Genomic DNA, 14187 nt, shown 5'->3' on the forward strand with positions numbered 1-14187 from the left:
CGCCACTTCACGAGCCCGGTCCGTGACCGTGGGCCCCGCCGGCCGCGCCGGCGGGGCCCACGCACGTCCGGACCGGCAGGTAGCGTGGGCCCGATGATGACGGGCACGCCGGACACCCGGCTGATCGTGCTGCGCGGCAACTCCGCCTCGGGCAAGTCCTCCGTCGCGGAGGCGATCCGCGACCGCCACGGCCGGGGCGTCGCCCTCGTGGGCCAGGACAATCTGCGGCGGGTGGTCCTGCGCGAGCGGGACGCGCCCGGCGCGGCGAACATCGGGCTCATCGGCAGCGTGGCCCGCTACGGGCTGGACCACGGCTTCCACGTGGTCGTCGAGGGGATCCTCCACGCGGACCGCTACGGCCCCATGCTCGACGCCCTGCGCCGGGCCCACCGGGGGCGGACGCACTTCTACTACCTCGACGTGCCCTTCGAGGAGACCCTTCGCCGCCACGCGGGCAAGCCCGGGGCGGGGGAGTACGGCGAGGCGGAGATGCGGGAGTGGTACCGGCCGCTCGACCTGCTGCCCGGGGACTGGGAAACGGTCGTCGGCGCCGCGGACTCGCTGGAGGGCACCGTCGCCCGGGTCATGGAGGAGACCGGCCTGAGCGACCTCAGTGGCCACGGGAAGGCCTGAGCGGCCAGCGGAAGGCCTGAGCGGGCGCCGAGCCCGAGGCGGGCGACCGGGCGCGGGCGCCCCCGCTGGTGCCGTGGCCGGCAAGGTGCGCCGGCCACGGCACTACCCGGCCCGGTGCAGGGCGCCGAGGAGCGGCCAGATCCGCTCCGCCAGTTCGGCCGGGTCCGCCAGGTCCGCCGGGAGGCCGCCGTGCAGCCAGTCCGCGAGGACGGCGGTGAAGGTGGCGGCCACCGCCGAGGCGACCAGGTCGGGGCGGGGCGCTCCCACCGCCGCGCGTTCGGCGCGGCTGCGGGCGCGCAGTTCCCGGTACAGGCGCTCGCCGAGCGGGCCCCCGCCGCCCGGCAGGAGCAGCGTGCGGTAGAGCGGGGAGCGCTCGGCCGCGCCCGCGAGGAAGTCGGCGAGCGCGCGCGGCGGCCGGGCCGGCGGGAGCGCGGCGGGGTCGTCCTGCCAGGCGTGCAGGGCGTCCACGGCCGCGTGCACGACCTCGGCGCACGCGTCCACCGCGAGCGCGGTGAGGTCCTCGTAGTGGAGGTAGAAGGTGGCGCGGCCGACGCCCGCCCGGCGGACCACCGCCGAGACGCCCACCTCGCCGAGCGGCCGCTCCGCGCACTCCGCGAGGAGGCTCTCGCGCAGCCGCGCCTTGGTGCGGGCGGTCCGGGGATCGGTGCGCGGGACGGCGGCCGCGGCGGAGGGTGCGGCCGCCGCGGCGGATGCCGGATGCGCGTCGGGTGCAGGCTCCGCGATGGCCGCCGGCTCCGCGTCCGGCCGGCCGGGCGTCACGCGGCGAGCAGCGCCGCGCCCAGGGCGAGGGCGCCGGGCAGGGCCTGGGCGATCAGGATCCGGCGGTTGGCCGTCGCGGCCCCGTACACCCCGGCGACGATCACGCAGACGAGGAAGAAGATCTGCGTGGCGAGCGAGTCGATGACGAGCGACCAGACCAGGCCGGCGGCGAGGAAGCCGTTGTACAGGCCCTGGTTGGCGGCGAGCGGGGCGGTCAGGCGGGCGGTGTCGGCGTCGAAGCCGGACAGCGCCCGGCCGGGCGGACGCTGCCACAGGAACATCTCCAGGACCAGGAAGTACGCGTGGAGCGCGGCGACGAGGCCGATGAGGATCGATGCGACCGTGTGCACGGCCACCTCCCTGGGTGGGGGCGAGCGAGGCCGGTCCGTCCGACTTCCTGGACAACTGTACAGGAAGTTCCGTCGCGGCCGGCGGTCCGCGGCGCGGCTACGCTGACCGCATGACTGCGCTCGTATATGAAGACTTCGCCCCCGGACGCCACCGCGAGGCCACGCTGATCCGGCACGCGCTCGGCAGCGTGCACGATGAGGCCCTGGTCGCGGGCCTGGCGGGCGGCATCGGCTTCATGTACTTCGTGTTCGAGTACGCCGGCCGCCCGCCGATGCCGACGATCGTCGCCCAGGCCCACCCCGACCCCTGGGTCCAGGTCGCCCTCGGCCGCCTGAACATCCCGTATGAGGCCACCCGCAGCGCCAAGCCGCGCTGGAACCGGGTCGAGGCCGCGCTCGACGCGGGCGCCCCGGTGTTCTGCACGGTCGACCGGTCGGGTCTGCCCTGGCACCGTCCCGCCCCGATGGCGGAGCTGGCCGCCGCCGATCCGTACGTGGTCGTCGTCGTCGGCTACGACGGGGACACCTACTACGTCGAGGACGGCGCGGACGGGGCCGAGACGCCGTACGCGATCGGCCGGGAGGAGTTCGGCGCCGCCTGGTCCGGGCACAAGAAGGGCCGCCACCAGATGGTGGTGACCACCGGCAAGCCCGCCGCCGAGCCGGACCTCGACGCGGCGATCGCCGCGACGGTCTCCCGGCTCACCGGGCCCGTGCTCGGCAACCACTTCGACGTCAACTTCGGCTTCTCCGGCATGGAGAAGTTCGCCGCGCAGCTGCGCGACACCACGACCAAGACGGGCTGGGAGCGGCGGTTCGCCACCCCCGAGGCCTTCGCGGTGGGCGCCGGGCGGCTGCACTCCTGCCTGGAGGAGGAGTGGACCGCCCCGGGCGCCACCCGGCCGCTGTACGCGGACTTCCTCGACCTGGCCGGCCACGCGGAGGCGGCGGGCCTCTTCCGGGAGTCCGGCCGGCAGTGGTCGGGGCTCGCCGAACTGGCCCGTACGGCCGACCCGGAAGCGGACGCCGCCGGGCGGCGGGCGCTCTTCGACGCCTGCGCGGAGCTGGTGGACGGCGCGCTGGCGCTGGAGCGCGAGGCGGTCACCTCGCTGCCGGCGCCCGCCGAGGCCCCCGCCGAGGCCCCCGCCGGGTAGTCGGTCGGGCGGGCAGCCGGCCGGGGGTCGGTTCCGTCAAAAGTGGAATCGCTCAATTTTTGCCTCGGTACAACCTGCGGGCGTACGGTGGACAAATCGTCCCCGAACACCGCTAAGGGCCTGCACCGCGTATGGAAACGACCCTCGTCCTGATCGTCGGCGTCATCAGCATCGTCGCCGTCGCCGCCTTCTCGAAGCGGCTCGGGCTCGCCGCCCCGCTGAGCCTGGTGGTCGTCGGCATCGCCCTCAGCTTCGTCCCGGGCGTGCCGGTGCTCGCCATCCAGCCGGAGTGGGTCCTCGCCGGCGTGCTGCCTCCGCTGCTCTACTCGGCGGCGGTCAACATGCCCGCCTCCGACTTCCGCCGCAACCTCGGCGCCATCACCGGCCTCGCGGTCCTGCTCGTCGCCGTCACCACCCTCGGCGCGGGCTGGCTCTTCCACTGGCTCATGCCGGGGCTCGGCTGGCCCGCCGCCTTCGCCCTCGGCGCCGTCGTCAGCCCCACCGACGCGGTCGCCGCCACCTCCATGGGCAAGCAGCTCGGGCTGCCGTCACGGCTGCTGACCATGCTGGAGGGCGAGGGCCTCGTCAACGACGCCTCCGCGCTGGTGCTGTTGCGCTCCGCGATCGCGGCGATGGCCGGAACCGTGTCCCTGGCCGGGGTCGCCGGGAACTTCCTCTTCTCCGTGGCCGTGGCGGGCGCGGTCGGACTCGGCGTCGGCCTCGTCAACGTCAGGGTGCGGGCCATGCTGAGGGACAGCCTGCTGAACACGGCGATCTCCTTCGTCGTGCCCTTCGTCGCCTTTCTGCCCGCCGAGGAGTTCCACGCCTCCGGCGTGCTCGCGGTCGTCGTCGCGGGCCTGGTCACCGGCCATCAGAGCCCGCGCTTCCTCAGCGCGCAGGACCGGCTGACCGAAGCCATGAACTGGCGCACGCTCGCCTTCCTGCTCGAGAGCGCGATCTTTCTCCTGATGGGCCTCGGCCTCAAGAGCCTCCTCGACGCCGTCGCCGCCGATGGCCTCAGCGCCATGCGGGCCCTGCTCATCGGCCTCGCGGCCGCCGCCCTGGTCATCGTGGCGCGCATGGTGTTCGTCGCCCCGCTCATCGCCTTCGTGCGCAAGGACGCACGGCGGGCCGCCGAGAAGAAGCCGCGGCTCGACTGGCTGATGGACCGGCTCGGCGCCCCCGAGGCCGAGGAGAGGTCTCGGGGGCGCGGGCCCCTGACGCCCCGCCGCGTCCAGCAGATGAAGGACCGGGTCACCCGGGCCTCCGCCGACGCGGACTTCAAGGTGAACGAGAGCCTCGGCTGGCGCAGCGGAGTGGCCCTCGCCTGGGCCGGCATGCGCGGAGCGATCACCGTCGCCGCCGCCCAGACCCTGCCCGAGGACACCCCGTACCGCCCCCAACTGCTGCTCATCGCCTTCGTCGTCGCCACCGGCACCCTGCTGCTCCAGGGGCTGACCCTGCCCGCCGTCATCCGGACGGTGAAGGTCCCCGGCGACGATCCGGAGCGGCTGCGGGACGAGCAGCGGCGGCTGCTCGACGAGGTCTCCGCCGCCGGGCGGGCCGTCCTGGAGGATCCCGGCCTCGCGCGGGCCGACGGCAGCCCGTACGCGCCTGCCGTCGTCGCCAAGGTCCGCGAGGACGCCCGCCTGGACCGGGCCGGGACCGCTCCCGCGCGCGCCGGCGAGCGGGAGCGGGAGCGGGAGCAGTACGTCGACCTGCGGCTCGGTGTCATCGCGGCCGCGCGGGACGCCGTACTGGCCGCCCGCTCGACCGGCGTCTACGGATCGCAGACCATCAACCGCACCCAGCACGCACTGGACCTGGACGAGGCCCGCCTCCAGCGCCTCGGCGACTCGGGCGGCGCCGGACACTGAGCCGCTGCCCGCTGCCCGCTGCCCGCTGCCCGCTGCCCGCTGCCCGCTGCCCGCTGCCCGCTGCCCGCTGCCCGCTGCCCGCTGCCCGCTGCCCACTGCCCACTGCCCACTGCCCGTGGGTCAGGCGCCCCCGCCCTCCTCGACGGTGACCGCCGACACCGGGCACGCCCGGGCCGCCTCCCGCAGCAGCGGGCTGCCGCCGCCGTCCTCGCGGCCCGGGAGCACGGCGCCCAGCCCGTCCTCGTCCTGGGTGAACACGCCCGGCGCGGTCAGGGCGCACTGGCCGGCCCCGATGCAGACGTCCGTGGCGATGGAGACGCGCGGGGCCACCGGGCTCACCACGCCACGGGCAGTTCGACCATGCCCTGGATGGTGTCCCCGGGTTTGAAGGGGATCGTGTCCGGATCCGCCGCGAGGCGCAGTCCGGGCAGCCGGTCGAAGAGGGTGCCGAGCGCGATCTCCATCTCGGCGCGGGCCAGGTTCTGGCCCAGACACTGGTGGATGCCGAAGCCGAAGCCCAGGTGGTGCCGGGAGGTCCGGCGCCAGTCCAGGGCGTCGGGCCGCTCGAAGACGGCCTCGTCGCGGTTGATGACGGAGGTGGAGAAGATCACCCCGTCGTCGGCGCGGACGGTCACCCCGCCGATCTCGATGTCCTGCGTCGCCACCCGGAGCATGCCGTCCGCGATCGACAGGAACCGCATCAGCTCCTCCACGGCCGACGGCATCAGGGCCGGCTCGGCGCGCAGCTCGGCCAGCTGCTCGGGGTGGCGGAGCAGGGTGAAGGTGCCGAGCGAGATCATGTTGGCCGTGGTCTCGTGCCCCGCGATCAGCAGGATCGCGGCCAGCGAGACCAGCTCCTCGACATCGGTCTCGCCGGTCTCCAGGCGCCGGGCGACCAGCTCGTCCAGCAGTCCCTCGCCCTGGGTCCGGCGCTTGTGCCCGATGAGTTCGCGCAGGTAGCCGTTCAGCTGTTCGCGGGCGTCCTCCACGTCGGCGAGCTCGGGCCCGCGCAGCAGCCGCCGCGACTGGTTCTCGAAGAACTCGTGGTCCTCGTACGGGACTCCGAGCAGCGCGCAGATCACCATCGACGGCACCGGCAGCGCGAAGGCGCCGACCAGTTCGGCGCGCGGGCCCGCCGCGACCATCGCGTCGATCAGCCGGTCCACGGTCTCCTGGATCCGGGGGCGCAGCGCGGCGGTCCGTCCCAGCGAGAAGCTCGGGATCAGCATCCGGCGCTGCGTGTTGTGGACGGGGTCGTCGACGCCGATGAGCGCGGTACGGCGGTTCTGGAGCCCCTTGAACCGCTTGTTGGGGGTGGGGAAGGAGCCGTTCTGCCGGTCGGCGGAGAGCCGTCCGTCGGAGAGCAGGGCGCGCGCCTCGGCGTGCCCGGAGACCACCCACACGGAGCGGCCGTCGAAGAGGGTGACGCGGGAGAGCGGCCGGCCCGCCCGCAGGGGCTCGTAGGCCGCCGGGGGGTGGTAGGGGCAGGTCCGGTCCTGGGGGAAGGCAACGGTCTTCTCGGACATACAGCACCTCGCACGCGATGGTTCCGTTTCGCCGGAACCATTACATGCCTCAGGCACCTATCCGATCCATGTGACTTTCGGCCAGATTGCTCGCGTTCGCCTGGACGGCGCAACGGCGGGGCCGAAGGGTCAGAGGCGGGCGTCCAGGAACGACCGGAGCTCGGCCGCGGTCATCGGCCCGGCCTGGGTCGCCAGCGCGGCTCCGTCCGCGATGAGGACGGCGGTCGGGGCGCCCGTCACCTCGAACCGCTTGGTCTGCGCGGGACAGCGGGTGATGTCCACGCGCACCGCCGTCAGCCGCGTCCCGTACTCCTGCGCCAGCTCGGCCACCACGGCGTCCATCGAGCGGCAGGCGTCGAGGGCCTTGGGCCAGGTCCCGCAGAAGTAGGCGAGCACGGGCCCGTCCGTCATGCCGAGGATGAAGTCGAACTCCTGGTCCTCCAGTGGCTGGTGTACCCGACGTGCCATGGGTGGTGCTCCGCTTCGTGTGCTGTGGTCCGGAAGGTGGTCCCCCATCATCGCCGCTCGCCGGAAGGCGTTGTCAGTGGCGTCTGTGAAGCTGGCGGCATGGACGACAGGATGCTCCGGCGCCGGGTCTACGGCGCCGACCACGACGACCCCGATCCGGGGCCGCTTCCGGGGCACGCCTACGGCGAGCTCGTCGGCGGCCCCCTCGACGGGCTTCTGCTCGACGTCACGGGCTGGAGCGCCGCGCAGCTCGGCGAGGAGGCCCGGCTCCCGACGGAGATAGGGCGCTACGGGGCGGGCGGCCGGGCCCACTACCGCCGGCGGGCGGCCGACCCCGGCCACTGGGACTGGACCGGCGACAGCCGCTGAGCACGGGCGGACGGGCCCGCGTGAGCACCGCTCGGCGCGGCGCGACACGGCCGAGCCCCCGGTCCGCCGACGTGTGACCGGGGGCTCTGAACGGCTCTTCCGGTGCGTGCGTCGGATCGGATGCACCGGACGGGCGGGAGATCAGCCCGCGGCGTTCCGGCTGACCTCGCGCGCCCAGAGCACCAGCGGGACCTGGAGCGGCAGCCGGGCGAGCGCCACGGCCCGTACGACGGGGGAGCGGCGGCGGGCGTCCTTGGCCATCTTGACGTTCGCCGGGAACACGCCGACGAAGAACGCCGCCGTCGCCAGCGCCGCGACCCGCCGGGTGCGCGGGTGGGCGATCCCGGCGGCGAGCGCGAGCTCCGCCACGCCGCTCGCGTACGTCCACTGGCGCGGGCTGCCGGGCAGCGAGCGCGGCACGGTCGCGTCGAAGGGCTTCGGGGCGACCGCGTGCGCCACCGCGGCACCGGCCAGCAGGCCGGCGAGCAGCAGGGGTGAGGAAGGGGTGCGCGGCATGGGGAGGATCCTCTCGGAGGGGCCTGGGCCTGGCGATCCTACTCGCCAGTAGCACCCCGCGGGGAAGCCGTGGGGAAGCCGTGGGGAAGCCCGTGGGGAAGTCCGCGACTGCTCCGGTGGCGGCCCCGGAAGATTCTTTGAAGAATTTTCCGGGGAGCTGTCGATCCGGGCGCCTCCTGTTCGACGCAAGGGTGAGAGGCGGGGGGAAACAGTCCCCACCGCCCTCCCCGACCGAGGAGTCACCATGCCGCGCTTCCTTTCGCTCATCCGCATCGACGAGCAGAGCCTCACGCCCGACACCCCCTTCCCCGCCGACTTCGAGCAGCGCATGGGCGCACTGATGGAGGAGATCACCAAGGCCGGGGTCATGCTCGACACCGCCGGACTGCTCCCCACCTCCGAGGGGACCCGGGTCACCTGGTCCGGCGGCAAGCTCAGCTACACGGACGGCCCCTTCACCGAGACCAAGGAGGTCATCGGCGGGTACGCCCTCATGCAGTGCAAGGACAAGGACGAGGCGCTGGAGTGGACCAAGCGCTTCCTGGAGACCCACCCCGAGAACTGGACGGTCGGAGCCGAGGTCCGCCAGCTCGACGGAAGCTGACGCCCCGCGCCCGGTCGCGCCGTTTGCCCTGCCTCGTCACGGCTGCTCTGATGGGTGGCCGTGACGGCAGTGAATGCGACCCGAGCGGTCGAAGCGGTGTTCAGGATCGAGTCGGCGCGGATCATCGCGAGCGTCGCGCGCATCGTGCGCGACGTCGGCATCGCCGAGGAGATCGCCCAGGACGCGCTGGTCGCGGCGCTGGAGCAGTGGCCGGTGTCGGGCGTCCCGGACAAGCCGGGCGCCTGGCTGACGGCGACCGCCAAGCACCGGGCCATCGATCTCGTGCGCCGCAAGGAGACCTACGCGCGCAAGCTGGCGGAGGTGGGCCGCACCCTGGAGGACGTCCCGCCGCCGGAGGACGGGGCCGGCCTCGCGGACCCCGAGTCCATCGATGACGACCTGCTGCGGCTGATCTTCACCGCGTGCCACCCGGTCCTGGCCACGGACGCCCGGATCGCGCTCACCCTGCGCCTGATGGGCGGCCTGACGACCCAGGAGATCGCCCGCGCCTTCCTCTCCACCGAGCCGACGGTCGCCCAGCGGATCGACCGGGCGAAGCGGGCCCTCGCCAAGGCGGGCGTGCCCTTCGAGGTCCCGTACGGCGCCGACCGCGAAGCGCGGCTCGCCTCCGTGCTGGAGGTCATCTACCTCGTCTTCAACGAGGGGTACTCGGCCACCGCGGGCGACGACCTCGTCCGCCCCGCCCTGTGCGAGGACGCCCTGCGCCTGGCCCGCGTGCTGGCCGGCCTGATGCCCAAGGAGCCCGAGGTGCACGGGCTGGCGGCGCTGCTGGAGTTCCAGGCCTCCCGGATCGCCGCCCGCACCGGACCGGGCGGCGAGCCGGTGCTGCTCGCCGACCAGAACCGGTCCAAGTGGAACCGTCTGCTGATCCGGCGCGGCGTCGAAGCCCTGCACCGCGCGGGCGCCGGACCCTACTCCCTCCAGGCCGCCATCGCCGGCTGTCACGCCGACGCGGTCCGGTACGAGGACACCGACTGGGCGACGATCGCCGCCCTCTACGGACGGCTCGTCCTGCTGGTGCCGTCGCCGGTGATCGAGCTCAACCGGGCCGTCGCGGTCTCCATGGCCGAGGGCCCGGCGGCGGCGCTCCCGCTGGTGGACGCCCTGGCGGCGGAACCGGCCCTGCGCGCCTACCACTTGCTGCCGAGCGTACGGGGCGACCTGCTGGAACGCCTCGGCCGCCCGCAGGAGGCCCGCGCGGAGTTCGAACGCGCCGCCTCGCTCACCCGCAACGCCCGCGAACAGGCCCTCCTGCGCGAGCGAGCCGCCCGCCTCTGAGGAGCGCCCCCGAGCAGCCCCCCGGCGCGGTGCACCGCTCTTGCCCTTGCCGCCGGCCCGGAATCCGGCCGCCCCGCCCGCCTCACCCCGCGCCGGATCATCGACACGGCCGTCGCGGTCGTGGACGCGGAGGGGCTGGACGCCCTGTCCATGCAGCGGGTCGCCGGCGAACTCGGCTGCACCGCGATGGCCCTGTACCGGCACGTCCCCGGGCGCGGACAGCTCGTGGCGGCCATGGTGGACACCGCCACGGGCCGGCCGCCCGCAGCATCCGGGGCGGGGTGGCGGGCCGAGGTCGAAGCCTGGGTCGACGCGCTCTGGTCGACGTACGCCCGCCATCCCCGGATGGTGCGGGTCGCGACGGTCAGCGCCCCGGTCGGACCGAACGAACTCGCCTGGTTCGAGGCCCTGCTGAGCCCGCTCGCCCGCCCGGGGGCGGACCGCGGGGAGCTGATCGCGCTCGCCACCTTCATCTCGGGCGCCGTGCGCGACCTGGCCCGGCCGGCCACCGAGCTCGACCCGGATGCGGCCGCCGCCTACGGGCGGGTCCTCGCGGAGCGGCATCGCGGCGGGCGCGCTCGCCGCCGTGACCATACCCCACCGCGCTGACGGCCGCCCTGCTCGTCTACTGGGCCCCGGCCGTCGGGGTCGCCCTGCTCCGGGCCGCCCCGAAGGCGCGCTGCCGGGCCGCGTAGCCCCCGTTCAGCCGCGGCGGCCGAACACCGCCACGTCCAGCGGGGTCCGCGCCACCGGACGGCGCGGCGGGGTCAGCGCGATGGGCCGGCGGAAGGAGCCGTGGCGGGCGATCTCCCGGACCGTCTCGCGCAGCGCCTCCAGGAACCCGTCCATGGTCCGGCGGGCATCGGGGGTGTCCGAGTAGATCGAGTTCATGTGCAGCCCGTCCGCGTCCCGCTGGAACCAGGAACAGGCGCCGTTGGCCTGGGCCGACCACACGTGGGAGGTGGGGCGCCAGTCCTCGTGGCGCTCGGCACCCGGGCACTTGCGCATGTCGATGTACGAGAAGAAGTTCACCGGGTACGGCCACGAGCGGGCGGCGAACTCGCGGGGCGCCAGCAGCTCCCAGGCCCGCACGAAGGGCACGTCGACGTGGCCGATCATCTCGCCGAAACCGGCCCGCACGGATGCCATGACCTGTTCGAAGTCCCGGCCGGGCGAGGCGTCGAACTCGATGGGCATGGTGTTGACGAACCAGCCCACCGAGTTCGTCCACGCGGCGCGGCCGCGCTCGCTCACCGGCATGAACCCCCGGTAGACGCCCGGCCCGCCGGCCTCGCGCAGACAGACGGCGACGGCGGCCAGCACGCCCATGAACGGCTTGCCGTCGACCGCCAGGCACGCCTTCTCGAACACCTCGGCCTCGCCGGCGTCCAGCAGCGGAGAGGCCTCGTTGACGATCGAGTACATGCGGCCCGGCTCCACACCCAGTTCGAGCGGGAACCGCGGGAAGAACTCGCCCCCACCGCGCGCCATGAACTCCTTCCAATAGCCGAGGCGTTCGTCCTCGGCGTCGATGGACAGGTAGCGGCCGCGCTGCTCCTCGGCGAAGTCGAGATAGCTCGGCGCGGGCGCCGCGTCGAGGCGCTCGCCGCGGCGCAGGGCCTCGTAGCCGCTCTGCACCTCCTGGACCACGATCGGCATCGACATGCCGTCGCAGACGATGTGGTCGAAGGCGAGGTAGACCGTGGCCGAGTCCTCGCGGAGCACCGCGCCCATCGTGAACAGGGGCCAGGACAGGGTGTCGATGCTGCGCTTGAACCGCTCGACGAGGAAGCCGGTGAGCTCCTCGGTCCGGTCGAAGTCCGCCACCCGCACGGTGTCCAGGGCCAGTTCGTCGGCGGGGATCGGCGCGCACGCCAACTCGCCCGCCAGCCGCCGGAACTCGCAGCGCAGCACCTCGTGCCGGCCCGTGAACGCCAGCAGCGACCCGGTCAGGGCCTCCTCGTCCAGCGGGCCCGACACCTCGAAGGTGACCGCGATCCACGACGCGGTGGGATCGTCGGCCGCACGGCTCTCCTCGGCGACGGTGAAGTGCTTGTCCTGGTTGAAGGAAGCCCTCCTGTCCGCCGCCGGGCCGCCCGGAGCAGCGGCCTGTGCCGCCGTGGACCGCAACCGCCACTCGACGACCCGTCCGGGCGCCATGTCGTGCATCTCCAGAGGAAACTGCCGCATTCCGTCATCCCTTCGACCCCCGAGTCAACCCCGAGCGCCTAACGACACCCGGGCCACGGAAGTGACGCGCGCCAGGGGTGTCGCCGGTCGACGCACCGTGCGGGCCGGAGCACGCGCCCGGCGCCCGACGCGGGGGACGGGGCCGCGGCCACAGGCCGGGGCCGGGTTCACCCCCGGCGGCGAAGGAGCGCGCGCAGGCCCCTCGGGCGCTCGGCTCCGGGCCCGTCCGGGATGCGGTTCGGGCCGGGTTCGTCCGGGAGGCGGTCCGCCTCCGGTTCGCCTTGGACGTGGCCCCGGTCGACTTCGTCCGCGATGCGGGTCAGGAAGTCGCGGAGCTCGGCCTCGCCGAACGGGCGCCGTCCCGGATACGGCTCGAACCTCGACGCCAGCGCCTCGTCGGAGGCGACCACCGCGCGCAGGCCCGCCGCCTGGCGGGGCAGTGGCTCCCGGCTGAGGGGCTGCACCCGCATGGCGTGCGCATAGTGCCGGGCCAGCTCGTCGTCGAGCTCCGAACAGTCGCTGTGATACATCGCGTTGTACAGAATGCCGTCGACCAGTCCGGTCACCCACGCCTCGGTCATCGCCGCGACTCCCTTCCTCTCCCGGCTCCGCACTCTGGCAGACTGGGCCGGTGCCCACCAACCCCGTTGCCGTCGTGTGCGAGGTCCCCGACGGCCTCGGCATCATCGAGGCCACCGGGAACGACGGCGCCAGCCTGCTCCTCCTCAAGGGCCGGCCCGTGCTGCTGGAGGGCTGCGACGGCTACGGCAGCGTCGGCTGGCTGGCCTCGCGCGCCATCGGCCGGGACGCGCCCGGCACCGCCGACGTCAAGGCGCTCACCGCATGGCTGGCCGCCCCGGAGCTCGCCGTGGACCCGCTCACCGGGCACGTCCTGCCGCCGGACCCGGAACGGCTGCGGCCCCTGCTCTCCCTGCTCGCCCCCGGCCGCTACGCGATGACCGCGCCCCCGGCCCCGCACCTGCTGCGGCTGGTCCACCCGCGCCCCGGGCACATCGAGCACTGGTATCCCGACGAGGAACTCGCCCTGCTCACCACCGACCGCTGGCCCCCGCCCGACGCGGCGGCCGTACGCGGCTACGCGCGGCGGATCAGGGACGGTGCGCGGCCCGCGCTGGTGGCCCTGCGCCCCGACGAGGAGTCCATGGCCGCCTACCTCCTCGACGGCCACCACAAACTGGCGGCCTACCACCAGGCCGGCATCCAGCCCCTGCTCCTCATGCTCACCCCGATCACCCCCGCGCCCTTCCGGCTCCGGGACTACGACGCCGCCCGCGAGGCCTTCCCCGGGGAGCCGCTGCGCCAGGTGTTCGGCTACATCCGGGAAGAGGCGGACGAGGCGGCCCGGGCACCGCGCACCGGCTGAGCACGGCTCCCGGGAGGTCTCCCGGGAGGTGCTCAGCCCGCGACCGCCTCCGGCGCGCCGTTCGCCGCCGTGGGGTCCTGCGCGGTGGAGTCCTGCGCCGTGGAGTCCTGCCCGGTGGCGGACGCGTCGTCGGGGCGCAGCTCGATGTGGTCCGGGGCGAGGTCCACCGCCACCCGGTGCTCCATCCCCAGCGCCTCCAGGAACTTCTGCGGCAGCTGGACCCGGCCCGTGCGGTCGAGCATCACGTACTCGCGCTCGCTCACCGACTCGGCGCCGTGCTCGTCGGTGACCGTGCGGCGCAGCACCTCGCTGCTCGTGCGCCCGTCGCGCATGGCCACCGTGCGGCGCACCTCGCCCGCGACGAGCGGGTCGTGGGTCACGATGACCACGGTGGCGCCCAGTTCCCGGTTGACGGTGCGGAAGGCCTCGAAGATCGCGGCGCCCGTCTCGGAGTCCAGCTCGCCGGTCGGCTCGTCGGCGAGCAGGACCGACGGGTCGTTCGCCATCGCCACCGCGATGGCCACCCGCTGCTGCTGGCCGCCGGACAGTTCGGCGGGCCGGCGGCCGGCCAGTTCGCCGATCTCCAGGGCTTCGAGGAGCTCCCCGGTCCGGGCCGCGTGGCGTTTGGCGGCGCCGCGCCGGCCGCCCTTGAGCTGCATCGGCAGGGAGACGTTCTGCGCCGCCGTCAGGAAGGGGAGCAGATTGCGGGCCGTCTGCTGCCAGACGAAGCCGACCGCCTCGCGGCGGTAGCGCAGCCGGTCCCGTGCGGACATCTCCAGCAGGTCGTAGCCGCCGACGCTGGCGGTGCCGGCCGTGGGCACGTCCAGGCCCGCCAGGATGTTGAGCAGCGTGGACTTGCCGCTGCCGGACGCGCCGACCAGGGCCATCAGATCGCCCTGCGCCACGGTCAGTTCCAGACCCTGAAGGGCCTGCACCTCGACACCGTCCGTGCTGAAGATCCGCACCAGACGGTCGCAGGCGATGGCCGTTCCCGCTCCGTGTGCGCGGGGCGCGGCCGCGGCCAGGGCCTGGAGCCG

17 protein-coding genes are annotated in these 14187 nt (G+C 74.3%); 8 read left to right on the top strand and 9 right to left on the bottom strand.

All coding sequences use genetic code 11. The features are described from left to right. Positions 1 to 96 precede the first annotated feature (96 nt). A complete protein-coding gene (locus DRB89_RS13645) occupies positions 97 to 633 on the top strand; it encodes a kinase (RefSeq protein WP_112453487.1) in 537 nt (178 codons plus the stop codon). A gap of 102 nt (positions 634 to 735) precedes the next feature. Here DRB89_RS13645 and DRB89_RS13650 read toward each other — a convergent pair whose 3' ends face one another. Continuing rightward, positions 736 to 1266 (bottom strand): TetR family transcriptional regulator, encoded by a 531-nt coding sequence (locus tag DRB89_RS13650; protein WP_239516778.1) that lies wholly within the window; start codon positions 1264 to 1266, stop codon positions 736 to 738. A gap of 143 nt (positions 1267 to 1409) precedes the next feature. Next, positions 1410 to 1763 (bottom strand): DUF1304 domain-containing protein, encoded by a 354-nt coding sequence (locus DRB89_RS13655; RefSeq protein ID WP_112449245.1) that lies wholly within the window; start codon positions 1761 to 1763, stop codon positions 1410 to 1412. A 110-nt stretch (positions 1764 to 1873) separates the two neighbouring features. Between DRB89_RS13655 and DRB89_RS13660 the strand changes: the two genes are divergently transcribed. Together DRB89_RS13660 and DRB89_RS13665 are read left to right on the top strand one after the other, a co-directional pair. Further along, positions 1874 to 2917 (top strand): BtrH N-terminal domain-containing protein, encoded by a 1044-nt coding sequence (locus DRB89_RS13660; RefSeq protein WP_162688569.1) that lies wholly within the window; start codon positions 1874 to 1876, stop codon positions 2915 to 2917. 131 nt (positions 2918 to 3048) lie between these two features. Then, positions 3049 to 4794 (top strand): cation:proton antiporter, encoded by a 1746-nt coding sequence (locus DRB89_RS13665; RefSeq protein WP_112449247.1) that lies wholly within the window; start codon positions 3049 to 3051, stop codon positions 4792 to 4794. A gap of 120 nt (positions 4795 to 4914) precedes the next feature. Here DRB89_RS13665 and DRB89_RS13670 read toward each other — a convergent pair whose 3' ends face one another. The 3 genes from DRB89_RS13670 to DRB89_RS13680 form a co-directional block, all read right to left on the bottom strand. After that, a complete protein-coding gene (locus DRB89_RS13670) occupies positions 4915 to 5136 on the bottom strand; it encodes a ferredoxin (RefSeq protein ID WP_239516121.1) in 222 nt (73 codons plus the stop codon). Then, positions 5130 to 6320 carry a cytochrome P450 gene (locus DRB89_RS13675; RefSeq protein ID WP_112449248.1) on the bottom strand — a complete coding sequence of 397 codons (1191 nt, stop codon included), beginning with the start codon at positions 6318 to 6320 and terminating at the stop codon, positions 5130 to 5132. The genes DRB89_RS13670 and DRB89_RS13675 overlap by 7 nt, the downstream gene beginning before the upstream one ends. 129 nt (positions 6321 to 6449) lie before the next feature. Beyond that, a complete protein-coding gene (locus DRB89_RS13680) occupies positions 6450 to 6788 on the bottom strand; it encodes a thioredoxin family protein (protein ID WP_112449249.1) in 339 nt (112 codons plus the stop codon). Between the two features lie 99 nt (positions 6789 to 6887). On the opposite strand from DRB89_RS13680, the gene DRB89_RS13685 reads away from it, so the two are divergent. Continuing rightward, the gene (locus DRB89_RS13685; protein WP_112449250.1) at positions 6888 to 7157 is read left to right on the top strand and encodes a hypothetical protein; all 270 of its coding nucleotides are present in this window, start codon (positions 6888 to 6890) and stop codon (positions 7155 to 7157) included. Positions 7158 to 7298: 141 nt separating this feature from the next. Here the strand turns inward: DRB89_RS13685 and DRB89_RS13690 are convergent, their stop codons facing one another. After that, positions 7299 to 7673, bottom strand: a complete 375-nt coding sequence (locus tag DRB89_RS13690; RefSeq protein WP_112449251.1) for a hypothetical protein — start codon at positions 7671 to 7673, stop codon at positions 7299 to 7301. Between the two features lie 244 nt (positions 7674 to 7917). On the opposite strand from DRB89_RS13690, the gene DRB89_RS13695 reads away from it, so the two are divergent. The 3 genes from DRB89_RS13695 (at position 7918) to DRB89_RS13705 (ending at position 10185) form a co-directional block, all read left to right on the top strand. Further along, on the top strand, positions 7918 to 8277 hold the full coding sequence (locus DRB89_RS13695) for a YciI family protein (protein WP_112449252.1): 360 nt from the start codon (positions 7918 to 7920) through the stop codon (positions 8275 to 8277). A 69-nt stretch (positions 8278 to 8346) separates the two neighbouring features. Next, positions 8347 to 9576 carry an RNA polymerase sigma factor gene (locus tag DRB89_RS13700; protein WP_112449253.1) on the top strand — a complete coding sequence of 410 codons (1230 nt, stop codon included), beginning with the start codon at positions 8347 to 8349 and terminating at the stop codon, positions 9574 to 9576. A gap of 99 nt (positions 9577 to 9675) precedes the next feature. Further along, complete coding sequence (locus tag DRB89_RS13705) at positions 9676 to 10185, top strand: TetR family transcriptional regulator (RefSeq protein ID WP_275432075.1); 510 nt, start codon at positions 9676 to 9678, stop codon at positions 10183 to 10185. 93 nt (positions 10186 to 10278) lie between these two features. On the opposite strand, the gene DRB89_RS13710 is transcribed toward DRB89_RS13705, so the two are convergent. Continuing rightward, a complete protein-coding gene (locus tag DRB89_RS13710) occupies positions 10279 to 11766 on the bottom strand; it encodes a condensation domain-containing protein (RefSeq protein ID WP_112449255.1) in 1488 nt (495 codons plus the stop codon). A 167-nt stretch (positions 11767 to 11933) separates the two neighbouring features. Then, complete coding sequence (locus DRB89_RS13715; protein ID WP_112449256.1) at positions 11934 to 12347, bottom strand: hypothetical protein; 414 nt, start codon at positions 12345 to 12347, stop codon at positions 11934 to 11936. Between the two features lie 50 nt (positions 12348 to 12397). Between DRB89_RS13715 and DRB89_RS13720 the strand changes: the two genes are divergently transcribed. After that, positions 12398 to 13150: a hypothetical protein gene (locus DRB89_RS13720; RefSeq protein WP_112463289.1), complete on the top strand. Its 753-nt coding sequence runs from the start codon at positions 12398 to 12400 to the stop codon at positions 13148 to 13150. Positions 13151 to 13182: 32 nt separating this feature from the next. Here the strand turns inward: DRB89_RS13720 and DRB89_RS13725 are convergent, their stop codons facing one another. Next, entirely contained in the window at positions 13183 to 14175 is a 993-nt protein-coding gene (locus tag DRB89_RS13725) for an ABC transporter ATP-binding protein (protein ID WP_239516779.1), read from the bottom strand. Positions 14176 to 14187: the final 12 nt, after the last annotated feature.

Source organism: Streptomyces sp. ICC4 (assembly GCF_003287915.1).
In the GTDB taxonomy this organism is placed as follows: Bacteria; Actinomycetota; Actinomycetes; order Streptomycetales; family Streptomycetaceae; genus Streptomyces; species Streptomyces tritrimontium.

Excerpts from the sequence above, each read along its gene's own strand:
- DRB89_RS13710 (WP_112449255.1), bottom strand. The coding sequence starts at position 11,766 with ATGCGGCAGTTTCCTCTGGAGATGCACGACATGGCGCCCGGACGGGTC.
- DRB89_RS13675 (WP_112449248.1), bottom strand. The coding sequence starts at position 6,320 with ATGTCCGAGAAGACCGTTGCCTTCCCCCAGGACCGGACCTGCCCCTAC.
- DRB89_RS13685 (WP_112449250.1), top strand. The coding sequence starts at position 6,888 with ATGGACGACAGGATGCTCCGGCGCCGGGTCTACGGCGCCGACCACGAC.
- DRB89_RS13645 (WP_112453487.1), top strand. The coding sequence starts at position 97 with ATGACGGGCACGCCGGACACCCGGCTGATCGTGCTGCGCGGCAACTCC.
- DRB89_RS13690 (WP_112449251.1), bottom strand. The coding sequence starts at position 7,673 with ATGCCGCGCACCCCTTCCTCACCCCTGCTGCTCGCCGGCCTGCTGGCC.
- DRB89_RS13695 (WP_112449252.1), top strand. The coding sequence starts at position 7,918 with ATGCCGCGCTTCCTTTCGCTCATCCGCATCGACGAGCAGAGCCTCACG.
- DRB89_RS13715 (WP_112449256.1), bottom strand. The coding sequence starts at position 12,347 with ATGACCGAGGCGTGGGTGACCGGACTGGTCGACGGCATTCTGTACAAC.
- DRB89_RS13665 (WP_112449247.1), top strand. The coding sequence starts at position 3,049 with ATGGAAACGACCCTCGTCCTGATCGTCGGCGTCATCAGCATCGTCGCC.
- DRB89_RS13680 (WP_112449249.1), bottom strand. The coding sequence starts at position 6,788 with ATGGCACGTCGGGTACACCAGCCACTGGAGGACCAGGAGTTCGACTTC.
- DRB89_RS13660 (WP_162688569.1), top strand. The coding sequence starts at position 1,874 with ATGACTGCGCTCGTATATGAAGACTTCGCCCCCGGACGCCACCGCGAG.